At 72.0% G+C, this 12,529-nt stretch carries 9 protein-coding genes and 1 pseudogene; 3 read left to right on the top strand and 7 right to left on the bottom strand.

Annotation, left to right across the window (positions count from 1 at the left end; all coding sequences use genetic code 11):
* Window positions 1-85 precede the first annotated feature (85 nt).
* Both M8C17_RS11115 and M8C17_RS11110 read left to right on the top strand, forming a co-directional pair.
* A complete protein-coding gene (locus M8C17_RS11115) occupies window positions 86-2,938 on the top strand; it encodes a discoidin domain-containing protein (RefSeq protein WP_252416315.1) in 2,853 nt (950 codons plus the stop codon).
* A gap of 191 nt (window positions 2,939-3,129) precedes the next feature.
* The gene (locus tag M8C17_RS11110; protein WP_252416314.1) at window positions 3,130-6,822 is read left to right on the top strand and encodes a discoidin domain-containing protein; all 3,693 of its coding nucleotides are present in this window, start codon (window positions 3,130-3,132) and stop codon (window positions 6,820-6,822) included.
* A gap of 96 nt (window positions 6,823-6,918) precedes the next feature.
* Here the strand turns inward: M8C17_RS11110 and M8C17_RS11105 are convergent, their stop codons facing one another.
* Complete coding sequence (locus M8C17_RS11105) at window positions 6,919-7,683, bottom strand: crotonase/enoyl-CoA hydratase family protein (RefSeq protein WP_252416313.1); 765 nt, start codon at window positions 7,681-7,683, stop codon at window positions 6,919-6,921.
* 117 nt (window positions 7,684-7,800) lie between these two features.
* Here M8C17_RS11105 and M8C17_RS11100 point away from each other — a divergent pair, with 117 nt between their 5' ends.
* Window positions 7,801-8,652, top strand: coding sequence for a Rieske 2Fe-2S domain-containing protein (locus M8C17_RS11100; RefSeq protein ID WP_252416312.1), 852 nt, complete (start codon window positions 7,801-7,803; stop codon window positions 8,650-8,652).
* 378 nt (window positions 8,653-9,030) lie between these two features.
* Here the strand turns inward: M8C17_RS11100 and M8C17_RS11095 are convergent.
* The 6 genes and pseudogenes from M8C17_RS11095 to M8C17_RS11070 form a co-directional block, all read right to left on the bottom strand.
* Window positions 9,031-10,014: pseudogene (locus M8C17_RS11095) on the bottom strand (LysM peptidoglycan-binding domain-containing protein); the annotation flags it as partial.
* Between the two features lie 14 nt (window positions 10,015-10,028).
* Window positions 10,029-10,400, bottom strand: coding sequence for a hypothetical protein (locus M8C17_RS11090; protein ID WP_252416357.1), 372 nt, complete (start codon window positions 10,398-10,400; stop codon window positions 10,029-10,031).
* A 77-nt stretch (window positions 10,401-10,477) separates the two neighbouring features.
* The gene (locus M8C17_RS11085; protein ID WP_252416311.1) at window positions 10,478-10,942 is read right to left on the bottom strand and encodes a TadE/TadG family type IV pilus assembly protein; all 465 of its coding nucleotides are present in this window, start codon (window positions 10,940-10,942) and stop codon (window positions 10,478-10,480) included.
* Entirely contained in the window at window positions 10,939-11,376 is a 438-nt protein-coding gene (locus tag M8C17_RS11080; protein WP_252416310.1) for a TadE family protein, read from the bottom strand. Before M8C17_RS11080 ends, M8C17_RS11085 begins: the two co-directional genes overlap by 4 nt.
* Before the next feature lie 5 nt (window positions 11,377-11,381).
* On the bottom strand, window positions 11,382-11,588 hold the full coding sequence (locus tag M8C17_RS11075; protein WP_252416309.1) for a hypothetical protein: 207 nt from the start codon (window positions 11,586-11,588) through the stop codon (window positions 11,382-11,384).
* Window positions 11,589-11,612: 24 nt separating this feature from the next.
* The gene (locus tag M8C17_RS11070; RefSeq protein WP_252416356.1) at window positions 11,613-12,482 is read right to left on the bottom strand and encodes a type II secretion system F family protein; all 870 of its coding nucleotides are present in this window, start codon (window positions 12,480-12,482) and stop codon (window positions 11,613-11,615) included.
* Window positions 12,483-12,529: the final 47 nt, after the last annotated feature.

Below are 12,529 nucleotides of genomic sequence, written 5' to 3'. Positions count from 1 at the left end.
GAGGAAGGAGGGAACGAGGGGGACACGCCACGCCGCACGGACACGGGGGGATCTGGCCTGCCTGACGAAAGGGAGAGCGCAGCTCATGGCCAACCACACCACCGGCACCCCGCACCACCTCCGACACCCGACCCGGGCAGGGTTGGCCGCCATCGCCGCCACCCTGCTCGTCGCGACATCGCTGACCGCCCTCGCGGTCACCGGCACCGCAACCCCGGCCTCGGCAGCCGGGCTGTCCCCCTTCGACATTCCCGGTCGGGGGGCCACCGTCCCGTTCATCGAGCAGGAGGCGGAGAAGGCCGCCCACAACGGCACGAAGATCGGCCCGGACCGGCGCTACGGCACGCTGCCGTCCGAGGCGTCCGGCCGGGAGGCGGTCACCCTCGACGCCGTCGGCGAGTACGTCGAGTTCACCCTCACCGCCCCCGCGAACGCGGTGACCTTCAGGCACAGCCTGCCGGACAGCCCCGCCGGCACCGGCCGGGACGCCTCCATCGACCTGCGGGCCAACGGCAACCTGGTGAAGTCGGTCCCGGTGACCTCGCGGTACGGCTGGTACTACGGCGGATACCCGTTCAACAACAACCCGGGCGACACCAACCCGCACCACTTCTACGACGAGACGCGGGCGTTGTTCGGCAGCACCTACCCGGCCGGTACGAAGGTCCGGTTGCAGGTCTCCTCGACCGCCCAGTCACCCAGCTTCACCATCGACCTGGCCGACTTCGAGCTGGTCGGCGGGCCGATCGACAAGCCCGCCGGTGTGCTGGACGTGGTCACGGACTTCGGCGCCGACCCGAGCGGCGCCACCGACTCGACGGCGAAGTTCCAGGCGGCGGTCGACGCCGGGAAGGCCCAGGGTCGGGCGGTCTGGATCCCGACCGGCACCTTCACCCTCTGGGACCACGTGGTGGTCGACGGGGTGACCCTGCGCGGCGCCGGCCCGTGGTATTCGGTGCTCGGCGGCCGGCACCCCACCGACCGTAAGCGGGCCGCCGGCATCTACGGCAAGTACGTCCCCGGCGGTGGCTACACGGGAGGGGTCCGCCCGCACGAGGCCGGTGGTCCGAGCCGCAACGTCACCCTGCGGGACTTCGCCATCATCGGCGACATCCGGGAGCGGGTGGACGAGGACCAGGTCAACGCCCTGGGCGGGGCGATGACCAACTCGGTGGTGGACAACCTCTGGCTGGAGAACACCAAGGTCGGGGCGTGGATGGACGGCCCGATGGACAACTTCACCATCCGCAACAGCCGGATCTTGGACCAGACCGCGGACGGGGTGAACTTCCACACCGGCGTGACCAACTCGACGGTCACCAACACGTTCGTCCGCAACACCGGCGACGACGCGTTGGCGATGTGGGCGCAGAACGTGCCGAACGTCAACAACTCCTTCACGCGCAACACCATCGGGGTGACCCTGCTGGCGAACCACCTGGTCAGCTACGGCGGTCGGGACATCAAGATCACCGACAACGTGACGGCCGACTCGCTGACCAACGGCGGCGGCATCCACGTCGCCAACCGCTACCCGGGGGTGCAGGGCGACACCGCGGTCCGGGGCACCTGGACGATCGCCCGGAACACGTTGATCCGCAACGGCAACTCGGACTACAACTGGAACTTCGGCGTGGGGGCGATCTGGTTCTCCGCACTGAACGAGGCGTTCCAGCAGGCCACCATCAACATCACCGACACCGACATCCTGGACAGCTCCTACGCGGCGCTGCACTGGATCGAGGGCCAGACCAGCGGCATCAACCTGAGCAACGTGCGGATCGACGGCGCCGGCACGTACGCGCTCCAGGTGCAGGCCCCCAGCCAGGTGTCGTTCACAGGAGTGCGAGCCACCAACATCGCGCAGAGCAACCCGATGCACAACTGCGTCGGCGGCGGCTTCCAGATCACCCAGGGCGCCGGCAACTCCGGCTGGTACACCCCGACCCCGTACTGCGGCCCGTGGCCGGCCCCGCAGTGGGGCGGTGGACCCACCACCCCGCCGCCGACGACTCCGCCACCCACCACTCCGCCGCCGACGACGCCGCCGCCCACGGGCGGGAACCTGGCACTGAACCGGCCGGCGACCGCGACCAGCACCAACCAGACCTACACGGCGACCAACGCGGTGGACGGCAACGCGGGCACCTACTGGGAGAGCGCCAACAACGCCTTCCCGCAGACCGTGACCGTCGACCTGGGCTCGGCCCGCCCGGTCGACCGGGTGGTGCTCAAACTCCCCGCCGGCTGGGAACGACGTACACAGACCCTGTCCGTCCTCGCCTCCACCGACGGGTCGTCGTACGCCACCCTCGCGGCGTCCGCCGGCCGGGTCTTCGACCCCGGGGCGGGCAACGCCGTGTCGATCGGCCTGCCCGCCGGCGACCGCCGCTTCATCCGGGTCAGCGTCACCGGCAACACCGGCTGGCCGGCGGCCCAGCTCTCCGAGGTCGAGGTGTACGGCGGCACGCCCACCACCCCGCCCCCGACGACGCCGCCACCGACCACGCCGCCGCCCACCGGCAACCTGGCGGCCGGGCGGCCGGTCACCGAGACCAGCCACTCCGAGGTGTACGCCGCGCCGAACGCCGTCGACGGCAACGCGGGCACCTACTGGGAGAGCGCCAACAACGCCTTCCCGCAGTCGCTGACCGTGGACCTGGGCGTCGACCGGACGGTGTCCCGGGTCGTCCTGAAGCTGCCGCCGGCGTCGGCCTGGCAGACGCGCACCCAGACGCTGTCGGTGCTCGGCTCCACCAACGGCTCGACCTTCACCACCCTGAAGCCGTCTGCCGGCTACACCTTCAACCCGGCCAGCGGCAACACGGTCACCGTGACCTTCGCGGCGACCAGCCAGCGGTACCTGCGGCTGACCGTCACCGGCAACACCGGCTGGCCCGCCGGTCAGCTCAGCGAGTTCGAGGTCTATTCCAGCTAGGCCGGTGGCCCCCGCCCGGACGGGCGGGGGCCACCGGCCGTGCGGTCCGGAGCAGCGCAGCCCCGGGCCGGACTGATCCCCCGTCCCTCCACCGCACCGTCCCCCACCTGTCGCGGCACGACGGGCGTACCCCTGCACCCGTCACCGGGCAACGCACCCCACACCACCCCCGAAAGAGGTGTAGCGACACCATGTCCAGATTCCGCACCAGACGAGGCACCCCGCCGACCGGCGCACTCGATCCCGCTGCCCGAACCACCCGCACCGGCCACCGGCGGCTGATCGCCGGCGTGCTGGCCGGGCTGCTCCTGACCTCCGTCCCGGCCGTGACCCCCGCCTCCGCCGCACCGGTGGCGGACCCGTCGGCGGCCGCTGCCCGCGTCGCCATGCTCGCCGGGCTGTCCGCCACGATGACCGCCAGCAGCTACAACCAGAACTACGTGGCGGGCAACGCCAACGACGGCAACGCCGACACCTACTGGGAGAGCGCCAACAACGCGTTCCCGCAGTGGATCCAGGCGGACCTCGGTGCCACGGTCAGCGTGGACCGGGTGGTGCTGAAGTTGCCGCCGGCGTCGGCCTGGCAGACGCGCACCCAGACGCTGTCGGTGCTCGGCTCCACCAACGGCTCGACCTTCACCACCCTGAAGGCGTCCGCCGGCTACACCTTCAACCCGGCCACCGGCAACACCGCGACCGTCACCTTCACCGCGGCGAGCACCCGCTACGTACGGGTGCAGGTCACCGGCAACACCGGCTGGCCGGCCGCCCAACTCTCCGAGGTCGAGGTGTACGGCGCCGCCGGCAGCCCCGACACTCAGGCCCCCAGCGTGCCGGGCAACCTGTCGTACACCCAGCCCGCCAGCGGGCAGATCCGCCTCGCCTGGTCCGCCTCCACGGACAACGTCGGGGTGTCCGGTTACGACATCTACGCCAACGGCGGGCTGCGCGGCAGCGTCAACAGCTCGACCCTGACGTACACCGACAGCCAGCCCGACAGCGCCACGGTCTCCTACTACGTCCGGGCCAAGGACGCGGCCGGCAACCAGTCGGCGAACAGCAACAGCGTGACCCGGACCGGCACCGGCAACCCGCCGGTCGGCACCAACCTGGCGGTCGGCAAGCCGATCACCGCCTCCGGGTACGTGCACACGTTCGTGGCCACCAACGCCAATGACAACAACGTGGCCACCTACTGGGAGGGCAACGGCAACCCGAGCACCCTGACCGTGCAGCTCGGGGCGAACGCCAGCCTCAGCCAGATCGTGGTGAAGCTGAACCCGGACTCGGCCTGGGGTGCGCGTACACAGAACATCACCGTGCTCGGCCGGGACCAGAACTCCTCGACGTTCACCACGCTCGTCGGCGCGGCGAACTACAACTTCAGCCCGGGCAGCGGCAACACGGTGACCATCCCGGTCTCCGGTGCGGCCGCCGACGTACGGCTCTCGATCGCCTCGAACACCGGTGCCCCCGCCGGCCAGGTGGCCGAGTTCCAGGTCATCGGCACCCCGGCGCCGAACCCGGACCTGACCGTCACCGGCATGTCGTTCAGCCCGTCCGCGCCCGTCGAGACGAGCACCATCACGCTCTCGGCGACCGTGCGTAACGCCGGCTCGGCGGCCTCCGGCGCCACCAACGTCAACTTCTACCTCGGTGCCACCCGCGTCGGCACCGCGTCGGTCGGCGGCCTGGCGGCCGGCGCCTCGACCACCGTCACCGCCACCATCGGAACCCGCGACGCGGGCAGCTACCCGCTCAGCGCGAAGGTGGACGAGAACAACACCGTCGTCGAGCAGGACGACACCAACAACAGCTACACCAACCCCAGCCCGCTGGTGGTCAGCGCGGTCGCCACCTCCGACCTGGTCGCCTCGGCGGTCGGCTGGTCACCGGGCAACCCCTCGGCCGGCAACACGGTCACCTTCTCGGTGTCGGTGCGCAACGCCGGCACGGTGGCCTCCGCCTCCGGCGCGCACGGCATCACGCTCACGGTGCTCAACGACGCCGGCACCGTCGTCCGCACCCTGACCGGCTCGTACTCCGGTGTGATCAACGCCGGGGCCACCGTCGGCCCGGTCACGATGGGCACCTGGACCGCCGCGAACGGCAAGTACACCGTCCGGGTGGTGCTCGCCGCCGACGGCAACGAGCTGCCGGTCAAGCAGGCCAACAACACCAGCGACCGCCCGCTGTTCGTCGGGCGCGGCGCCAACATGCCGTACGACATGTACGAGGCCGAGGACGGCGTGGTCGGCGGCGGCGCCAGCGTCGTCGGACCGAACCGGACCGTCGGCGACCTGGCCGGTGAGGCGTCCGGCCGGCGGGCGGTGACGCTCAACTCGACCGGTAGCTACGTCGAGTTCACCACCCGGGCCAGCACCAACACCCTGGTCACCCGCTTCTCCATCCCGGACGCCCCGGGTGGCGGCGGGATCAACTCGACGCTGAACGTCTACGTCAACGGCACGTTCCACAAGGCCATCGACCTGACGTCCCGGTACGCCTGGCTCTACGGCAACGAGACCAGCCCGGGCAACTCGCCGAGCGCGGGCGGACCGCGGCACATCTACGACGAGGCCAACGTCATGCTCAACTCGACGGTGCCGGCCGGCAGCAAGATCCGCCTCCAGAAGGACCCGGCCAACACCACCACGTACGCGATCGACTTCATCAACACCGAGCAGGTGTCGCCGATCGCCAACCCGGACCCGGCCCGCTACACCACGCCGACCGGCTTCACCCACCAGGACGTGCAGAACGCCCTGGACCGGGTGCGGATGGACACCACCGGCAACCTGATCGGGGTCTACCTGCCGGCGGGCAACTACTCGACCTCGTCGAAGTTCCAGGTGTACGGCAAGGCGGTCCAGGTGACCGGCGCCGGCCCCTGGTACACCCGGTTCAACGCGCCGTCCGGCCAGGACAACACCGACATCGGCTTCCGGGCCGAGAACTCGGCGGCCAACTCGTCGTTCAAGAACTTCGCGTACTTCGGCAACTACACCTCACGGATCGACGGCCCGGGCAAGGTGTTCGACTTCTCCAACGTGTCGAACATCGTGATCGACAACATCTGGAACGAACACATGGTGTGCCTCTACTGGGGCGCGAACACCGACTACATGACGATCAAGAACTCCCGGATCCGGAACATGTTCGCCGACGGCATCAACATGACCAACGGGAGCACCAACAACCTGGTCAGCAACAACGACGCCCGGGCCACCGGCGACGACAGCTTCGCGCTGTTCTCGGCGATCGACGCGGGCGGCGCCGACATGAAGGACAACGTCTACGAGAACCTCACCTCGACCCTGACCTGGCGGGCCGCCGGTGTCGCCGTGTACGGCGGCTACGGCAACACGTTCCGCAACATCTACATCGCGGACACGCTGGTCTACTCGGGCATCACCATCAGCTCGCTCGACTTCGGCTACCCGATGAACGGCTTCGGCGCCAACCCGCCCACCCGGTTCGAGAACATCTCGATCGTGCGGGCCGGTGGGCACTTCTGGGGCTCACAGACCTTCCCGGCGATCTGGGTGTTCTCCGCCTCGAAGGTGTTCCAGGGCATCCGGGTCAGCGACGTGGACATCGTCGACCCGACCTACAGCGGCATCATGTTCCAGACCAACTACGTCGGCGGGCAGCCGCAGTTCCCGATCACCGACACGATCTTCACCAACATCTCCATCAGCGGCGCCCGGAAGAGCGGTGACGCCTACGACGCGAAGTCCGGCTTCGCGATCTGGGCCAACCCGATGCCGGAGGCCGGGCAGGGTCCGGCCGTCGGGTCGGTCACCTTCAACAACCTGCGGCTGAGCAACAACGCGGTGGACATCCAGAACCCCACCTCGACGTTCACCATCAACCGCAACTGACCCACCCGGTCGCCCTGACGGGCGGCTGATCTCCCGGGCGGTGCGGCCACTCAACCGGAGTGGCCGCGCCGCCCGGCCGTCGCTGTCGAGCCTCGGTCACCCCGCCGGCGCGCCGTGCCGGCCGGCACCGGCGGCGAACCGGGCCGCCCCGGCGGCCGCGTCGGTGGTCAGCGAGCCCATCCCGTACGCCAGCTCGGTCGCCAGGGCCTCCTCCTCGGGTCGACCAGCGCCGGCCAGGACCGCCGCCCGGTCGTTGCGCAGGCAGGTCTGCGGATGCCGGGCGATCTCCGCCGCCAGTTCCTCGGCCGCCGCCCGCGCCTGACCGGGCGGCACCAGCCGGTTGACCAACCCCATCGAGTACGCCTCGTCCGCCGCCACGGGCCGGCCGGTGAGGATCAGGTCCAGCGCCCGGCTCTCGCCGATCAACCGGGGCAGCCGGACGGTGCCACCGTCGATCAGCGGCACGCCCCAGCGGCGGCAGAACACCCCGAGCGTCGCGTCGGACTCGGCGACCCGCAGGTCACACCAGAGCGCCAGCTCCAGCCCACCGGCCACCGCGTACCCGGAGATCGCCGCGATCACCGGCTTGCCCAGCGTCATCCGGGTGGGACCCATCGGGCCGTCCCCCTCCGGCTCGACCCGGTTGCCGCTGGGGGTGCCGATCGCCTTGAGGTCGGCGCCGGCGCAGAACGTGCCACCGGCTCCCCAGAGCACGGCCACCGCCGCGTCCGCGTCCGCCTCGAACGCCCGGAACGCGTCGGCCATTGCCCGCGCCGTCGGCCCGTCTACGGCGTTGCGGGCCGCCGGCCGGTCCAGGATCACCGTCGTCACCGGCCCGGCGCGCTCCACCCGTACTCCCATCGGCCCATCGTGCCCGGCGGAGTGCCGGAGCGCACCCACCCGATCATCCGCACGGGTTGCTACAGGTCCGTCACCGCCGACCGGTTTGCGACGGCGTTCGCCGGGAAGTCGGTACTCGTGCGAGAGATCCTGACGAAGATCGAGCAGGCGTCCCGGCTGGACCGGGTGGGTGACCGGCTGCAACGGGTGGTGCTGGGCACGCTGCGTCCGCGGCGGCTACGCGACCTCCTGCACGGGGTGCCGCTGGGCCATCCCCTGCACCCGGCGATGGTGCAGGTGCCGGTGGGCTCCTGGATCAGCGCGGCGGTGCTGGATCTGATGCCCGGGCAGCGCCGGGCGGCCACCGCGCTGATCGGGCTGGGCACCGTCAGCGCCGTGCCGGCGGCGATCGTCGGCCTGAACGACTGGGCGGCCCTCGCCCCCGACCAGCGGCGCGTCGGGCTGGTGCACGCCGCCGCCAACAGCATTGGCCTGACCCTCTACGCCGGCTCGCTGGCCGCGCGGCTCTCCGGCCGGCACAACATGGGCCGCGCTCTCGGCTTCCTCGGGCTGTCCGCCGCGAGCCTCGGGGCCTACATCGGCGGGCACCTGGCCTACAAGCAGGGGGCGCAGGTCAACCAGAGCATCTCCGAGCTGCGCCGGATGAGCGACGGTTGGCACTCCCTGGTCGACATGTCGGCCCTGCCGCAGCGCACGCTGGTGACCCGCGAGGTGGACGACGTCTCGGTGATCCTCTACCGGCACGGCGACGAGGTGACCGTCATGCTGGAGCGCTGCCCCCACCAGAGCGGGCCGCTCGGCGAGGGCGAGGTCCAGGAGATCGGCGGCCACGCCTGCGTGGTCTGCCCGTGGCACGGCAGCGCGTTCCGGCTCAACGGCGGCGAGGTCGTGCAGGGGCCCTCCGGCAACGACCAGCAGATCCTGCCCACGCGGATCCTCAACGGCGTGCTCCAGACCCGCGTCCCCTGACCGGTTCCGACGCGCGGCGATCTCCGGACCATCCGCTCCCGCGCGCCTGCCGGTGCCGGTCCCGGCTCAGCCGCGCCGGTGTCGACCGCCCTGAGGTCCGTCGTCGTCCCACGCTGCCGCACCGGTAGCTCCGGCACTGTCGCTCCTGGGTCCCGGTGCGCCGACGGACGCCGTGCCGTCGCTGGGCCAGCCGGACGCCGTGCCAGCGGTTGGCGCGGATGCCTCGATGGCCGCCGCCGCGCGGCTGGCGGCCCAGGCGGCACCGCTGCCGCTCCGACCCAGGCTTCCGCTCCGCCCCAAGCTGCTCGCGGTCGAGCTGCCGCGGCGGCCGCTCGCCCCGCGCCGGGGTGTGCGGCTGGACGCGGCCAGCCGGGGAGCCGCACCGGCGGGGGCCGGGCGGCGGCGCAGGCCGAGCACCGCGCCGATCTGGGCGCCGACGATGCTCGCGGCGGCCAGCACGGCGGAGACTGCCAGCGGTCGGTTCACCCGGTCGGTGGCGCCGGCCCGCGCCGCGCCGACGGTCATCGTGGGTGCCTGGCCCGCCGGCTCCGTACCGGTGGGTGCTGCGGCCTCCGGTGCGGTCCGCTCGGGTGCCGGCCGAGGAGCCGGCGGTTCGGGTCTGGCAGGCTGGCCGACGAGTTTCCCGGTGGCGTGTGCACGAACGCCCTGGTCCGCGGCCTCCCCGGGCAGCCGCAGCAACTGGCCGGGGCGGATCCGGTCCGGGTCGTCCAGCCGGTTCAGCTCGGCGAGCCGCCGGTAGTCGGTGAACTCGTCCAGGTAGCGCTCGGCCACCTCACCGAGATAGTCCCCCTTCGCCACCCGGTACACCGGAGCGGCCCCGTCACCCCCGCCCGGCGCGACCCGCCCGAGCGGCGCCCCGGTCATACCCGCCGACGGGTTCGACGCCGGCGCGGCCAGGGTGGCGACGGTCGGGGCGGCGTACCCCGGGTCGGCGTAGACCGCCGCGGCGCTGGCGGCGGCCGGGCTGGCGGCGAGGATGAGCGCGACCGAGCCGACCAGCGCGGCGGCGGCCTTCTGCTGCCGGCTCATCCCGGGCAGTTTCGGCGCCGGCCGGCGCAGCGTCTGCGCGCCCAGCTCGACCAGCACCGAGAAGGCGAACGTGGCCCAGCCGAACCAGCCCGCCAGCGCCAGCGCCCGCAGGAAGAGTTGACCGTCGTCCCGGGTGGTCAACGCGGTGCCCACCTCCGCGATCGTGGGCAGATGGTCGGGCAGGGGATTGCCGGCGAAGGCGAGCAGCGCGACCGGCGCGCCGGCCAGCAGTGCGCAGAGCACGACCAGCGCACCGACGCCGGTGAGGACGCGTCCGGTCCGCCGTACGACGGACCTACCCGATACGGGCATGGCTGCCTTCCTTCCTACGGTCCTGCCGTGATGGCCCGCGCGGTCGCCTCGCCGGTGACGGTGACCGTGTCGGTGAAGCCGAACAGCCCGAGCATCGACCGGCGGTAGGTGATCGTGACGCGTACCCGGATCATGGTTTCGTCGCCGACCACCGGGAAGCTCACGTCGTGCCCGGAGGTGCCGGCGGAGGTCAGGTAGTCGGCGACCGCCACGCGCGCCTGCGGCTGGTCGATCCGCTTCGGTCCACCCTCGATCGCGGTGGCCCGGTCGATGGCCTGACCGCCAGCCCGGGCCGCCTCGGCGGCCAGGTTGTCGGCGCGTTGCAGGCTGCGCAACTGCCCGGCACCGTCGAAGGAGAGGCCCACGATGGCCAGTACGCCGGTCATCGCCACGGCCAGGAAGATGCTCACCCGGCCGTGGTCGCCCGCGGCGGGCGGACGTCGCAGTGTCGGCGCGGCGGCGGTCACTGCCGGCTCCGGTAGCGGTCCAGGGGGGAGGTGAATATCGCCGTGATCTCGTTTCCGGTCGGCATGCCGGGCACCACGTCGAGCGAGATGTCCCGGAAGGACACCACGCAGGTGATCTCCACGGTGACCGTGGCGTCCTGACCGACCGAGCTACGGAAGGCGGCGTCGAAGGTCTTCGGCTCGCCGGCCACCGAGCCGGAGAACGTCAGGTCCAGGGTGGCGCAGGCCAGACCGCGCCAGTCCAGCTGCTGGCGGGCCGCCTCCCGCGCCGCGGTCTCGGCCTCGTCGGAGTCTCGGGAGATCGAGGCGGCGCGGGCCGCGTCGTGCGCGGCGGCTTCGAGGGCCTCCGCCGCCACGGCGCTGCGCCCGGCGATGCCGGCCAGCACCATGAGCGCGATGAACGCGGGCGCGAGCACCGCCACCTCGATGGAGACCGAGCCCCGCCCGGCGTCGCCCCTCACGGGTCGGTCACCCGTTCCACCGTCCCGTGGGCCGTCTGCCGCACCGGGAAGTCCACGCCGGGCACCACCGACAGGGACCGGCCCTGCACCGTGCACGTCACCTCGGTGGCGGTGGTCACGCAGCTCGGTTCGGTCTTCTCCCAGCCCACCAACCAGCCGCCGGCGGCGTTCAGGAACCGGGTGGCGCTGGACGGGCCGGCGCCAGCCGCCGCGTCGTACACCCGCTCGGCGTTGACCCCGCTCTGGGCGGCGTTCAACGCTGTCGAGCGGGCCAGGAAGACGGCCGCGACCTGGAGCGACGCGAAGAGCAGCACCAGGATCAGCGGCATCACCACGGCCAGTTCCACCGGGTTGGCACCCCGGTCGCCGGCCGCGAGCCGGCACCGGGCGGTGGTGACCGCCCGGCGCCACCTCGGGGGAGCGGCTCGGCGCATGCCGGCTACTTCGTGGGGTTCTTGTGGTTCGGGATGGAGCTCATCCACTCGTCGGCCTTGGTCAGCGCCAGGCCCGTGACGACCGTGGCGACGAAGACCAGACCGAAGATGATGACCGCCGTCGGGACGGGGCTGTCACCACGCTCGCCGTCGCGGCGCAGCTCGGCCAGGCGCGTCGTCATGACGACGTGCAGGTAGCTGATGAGGGACATGGCGTACTCCTTCTCGGGGTCGGATCAGATGCGGGAGATGAACGGGTAGACGACGAAGCCGAGCAGCACGAAGACGAGCAGTGCGCCCGGGATGTCGAGTCGGCTGGTCACGCCCTCGGCGCGGGCGAGGTTGTCGGTGCGGATCTGGTCTCGCAACGAGTCGGCCCGGCTGCGCAGGGTCTCGTGGACCTGCGCTCCCTCGCTGCCGGACGAGCGCATGATCGCTCCGACGTCTCCCAGCTCCGGGATGCCGATCTTGTCGGAGAGGTCGCGCAGCTCGTCCCAGGGCGCGTGCATCTGCATCTGGGCGATCCGCAGCGACTCCTGGATCCGGTCGAACACCCAGCCGTCGCACACCGCCGCCGCCCGCTCCAGCGACTGGACCGGCCCGTGCGCGGCGGAGAGCTGCAACGCCACCAGGTCCAGGTAGGTGCAGACCGCCTGGCGGAACTCGTCCCGGGCGACGTCGGCCTTGGTGAGCACGGCCCGGTGCGCCAGCAGGCCGCCCATCAGCGCCAGGCCCAGGCTGCCCAGCACCGGTACGGCCAGCGGGAACGAGATGCCGAGCACGAACAGCGCCACGCCGAGCAGGGTCGGCGTGGCCAGCCCGATCAGCGCGGAGAGCAGCACCGACAGGGCGTACTGCTCCGGGGTCTGGCCGATCAGGGCGAGCTGCCGGTGCGGCGGACGCAGCCAGCGGGACATCCCGGTCAGCCAGTCCAGCCGGCGGGACGCGGGCGCGGCGACCCGGCCGGTGCCCGGCGGCTGGTGCAGCCGGCGCAGCGCGGGCCCGAGCGCGGGAGTCGCCGGCACCAGCTCGCGGACCACGAGGAACACGCCCAGCCCAATCGCCGCCCCGCCGCACACCGCGACGGCCAGGTGCACGTTCAGCATCACCAGAGCCGCCTTTCGTCCGCGACCGCGGGGCACCGCTGCGCCGC

Origin of the sequence: Micromonospora sp. RHAY321 (assembly GCF_023896955.1) — a bacterium.
GTDB lineage: Bacteria > Actinomycetota > Actinomycetes > Mycobacteriales > Micromonosporaceae > Micromonospora.
The sequence above is the reverse complement of the archived record's forward strand: the minus strand, read 5'-3'. Positions and strand labels throughout refer to the sequence as shown.

What these genes read in the sequence shown, in the direction of transcription:
- M8C17_RS11115 (WP_252416315.1), top strand. Translation starts at nt 86, where the DNA reads ATGGCCAACCACACCACCGGCACCCCGCACCACCTCCGACACCCGACC.
- M8C17_RS11110 (WP_252416314.1), top strand. Translation starts at nt 3,130, where the DNA reads ATGTCCAGATTCCGCACCAGACGAGGCACCCCGCCGACCGGCGCACTC.
- M8C17_RS11105 (WP_252416313.1), bottom strand. Translation starts at nt 7,683, where the DNA reads ATGGGAGTACGGGTGGAGCGCGCCGGGCCGGTGACGACGGTGATCCTG.
- M8C17_RS11090 (WP_252416357.1), bottom strand. Translation starts at nt 10,400, where the DNA reads ATGACCGGCGTACTGGCCATCGTGGGCCTCTCCTTCGACGGTGCCGGG.
- M8C17_RS11080 (WP_252416310.1), bottom strand. Translation starts at nt 11,376, where the DNA reads ATGCGCCGAGCCGCTCCCCCGAGGTGGCGCCGGGCGGTCACCACCGCC.
- M8C17_RS11075 (WP_252416309.1), bottom strand. Translation starts at nt 11,588, where the DNA reads ATGTCCCTCATCAGCTACCTGCACGTCGTCATGACGACGCGCCTGGCC.
- M8C17_RS11070 (WP_252416356.1), bottom strand. Translation starts at nt 12,482, where the DNA reads ATGCTGAACGTGCACCTGGCCGTCGCGGTGTGCGGCGGGGCGGCGATT.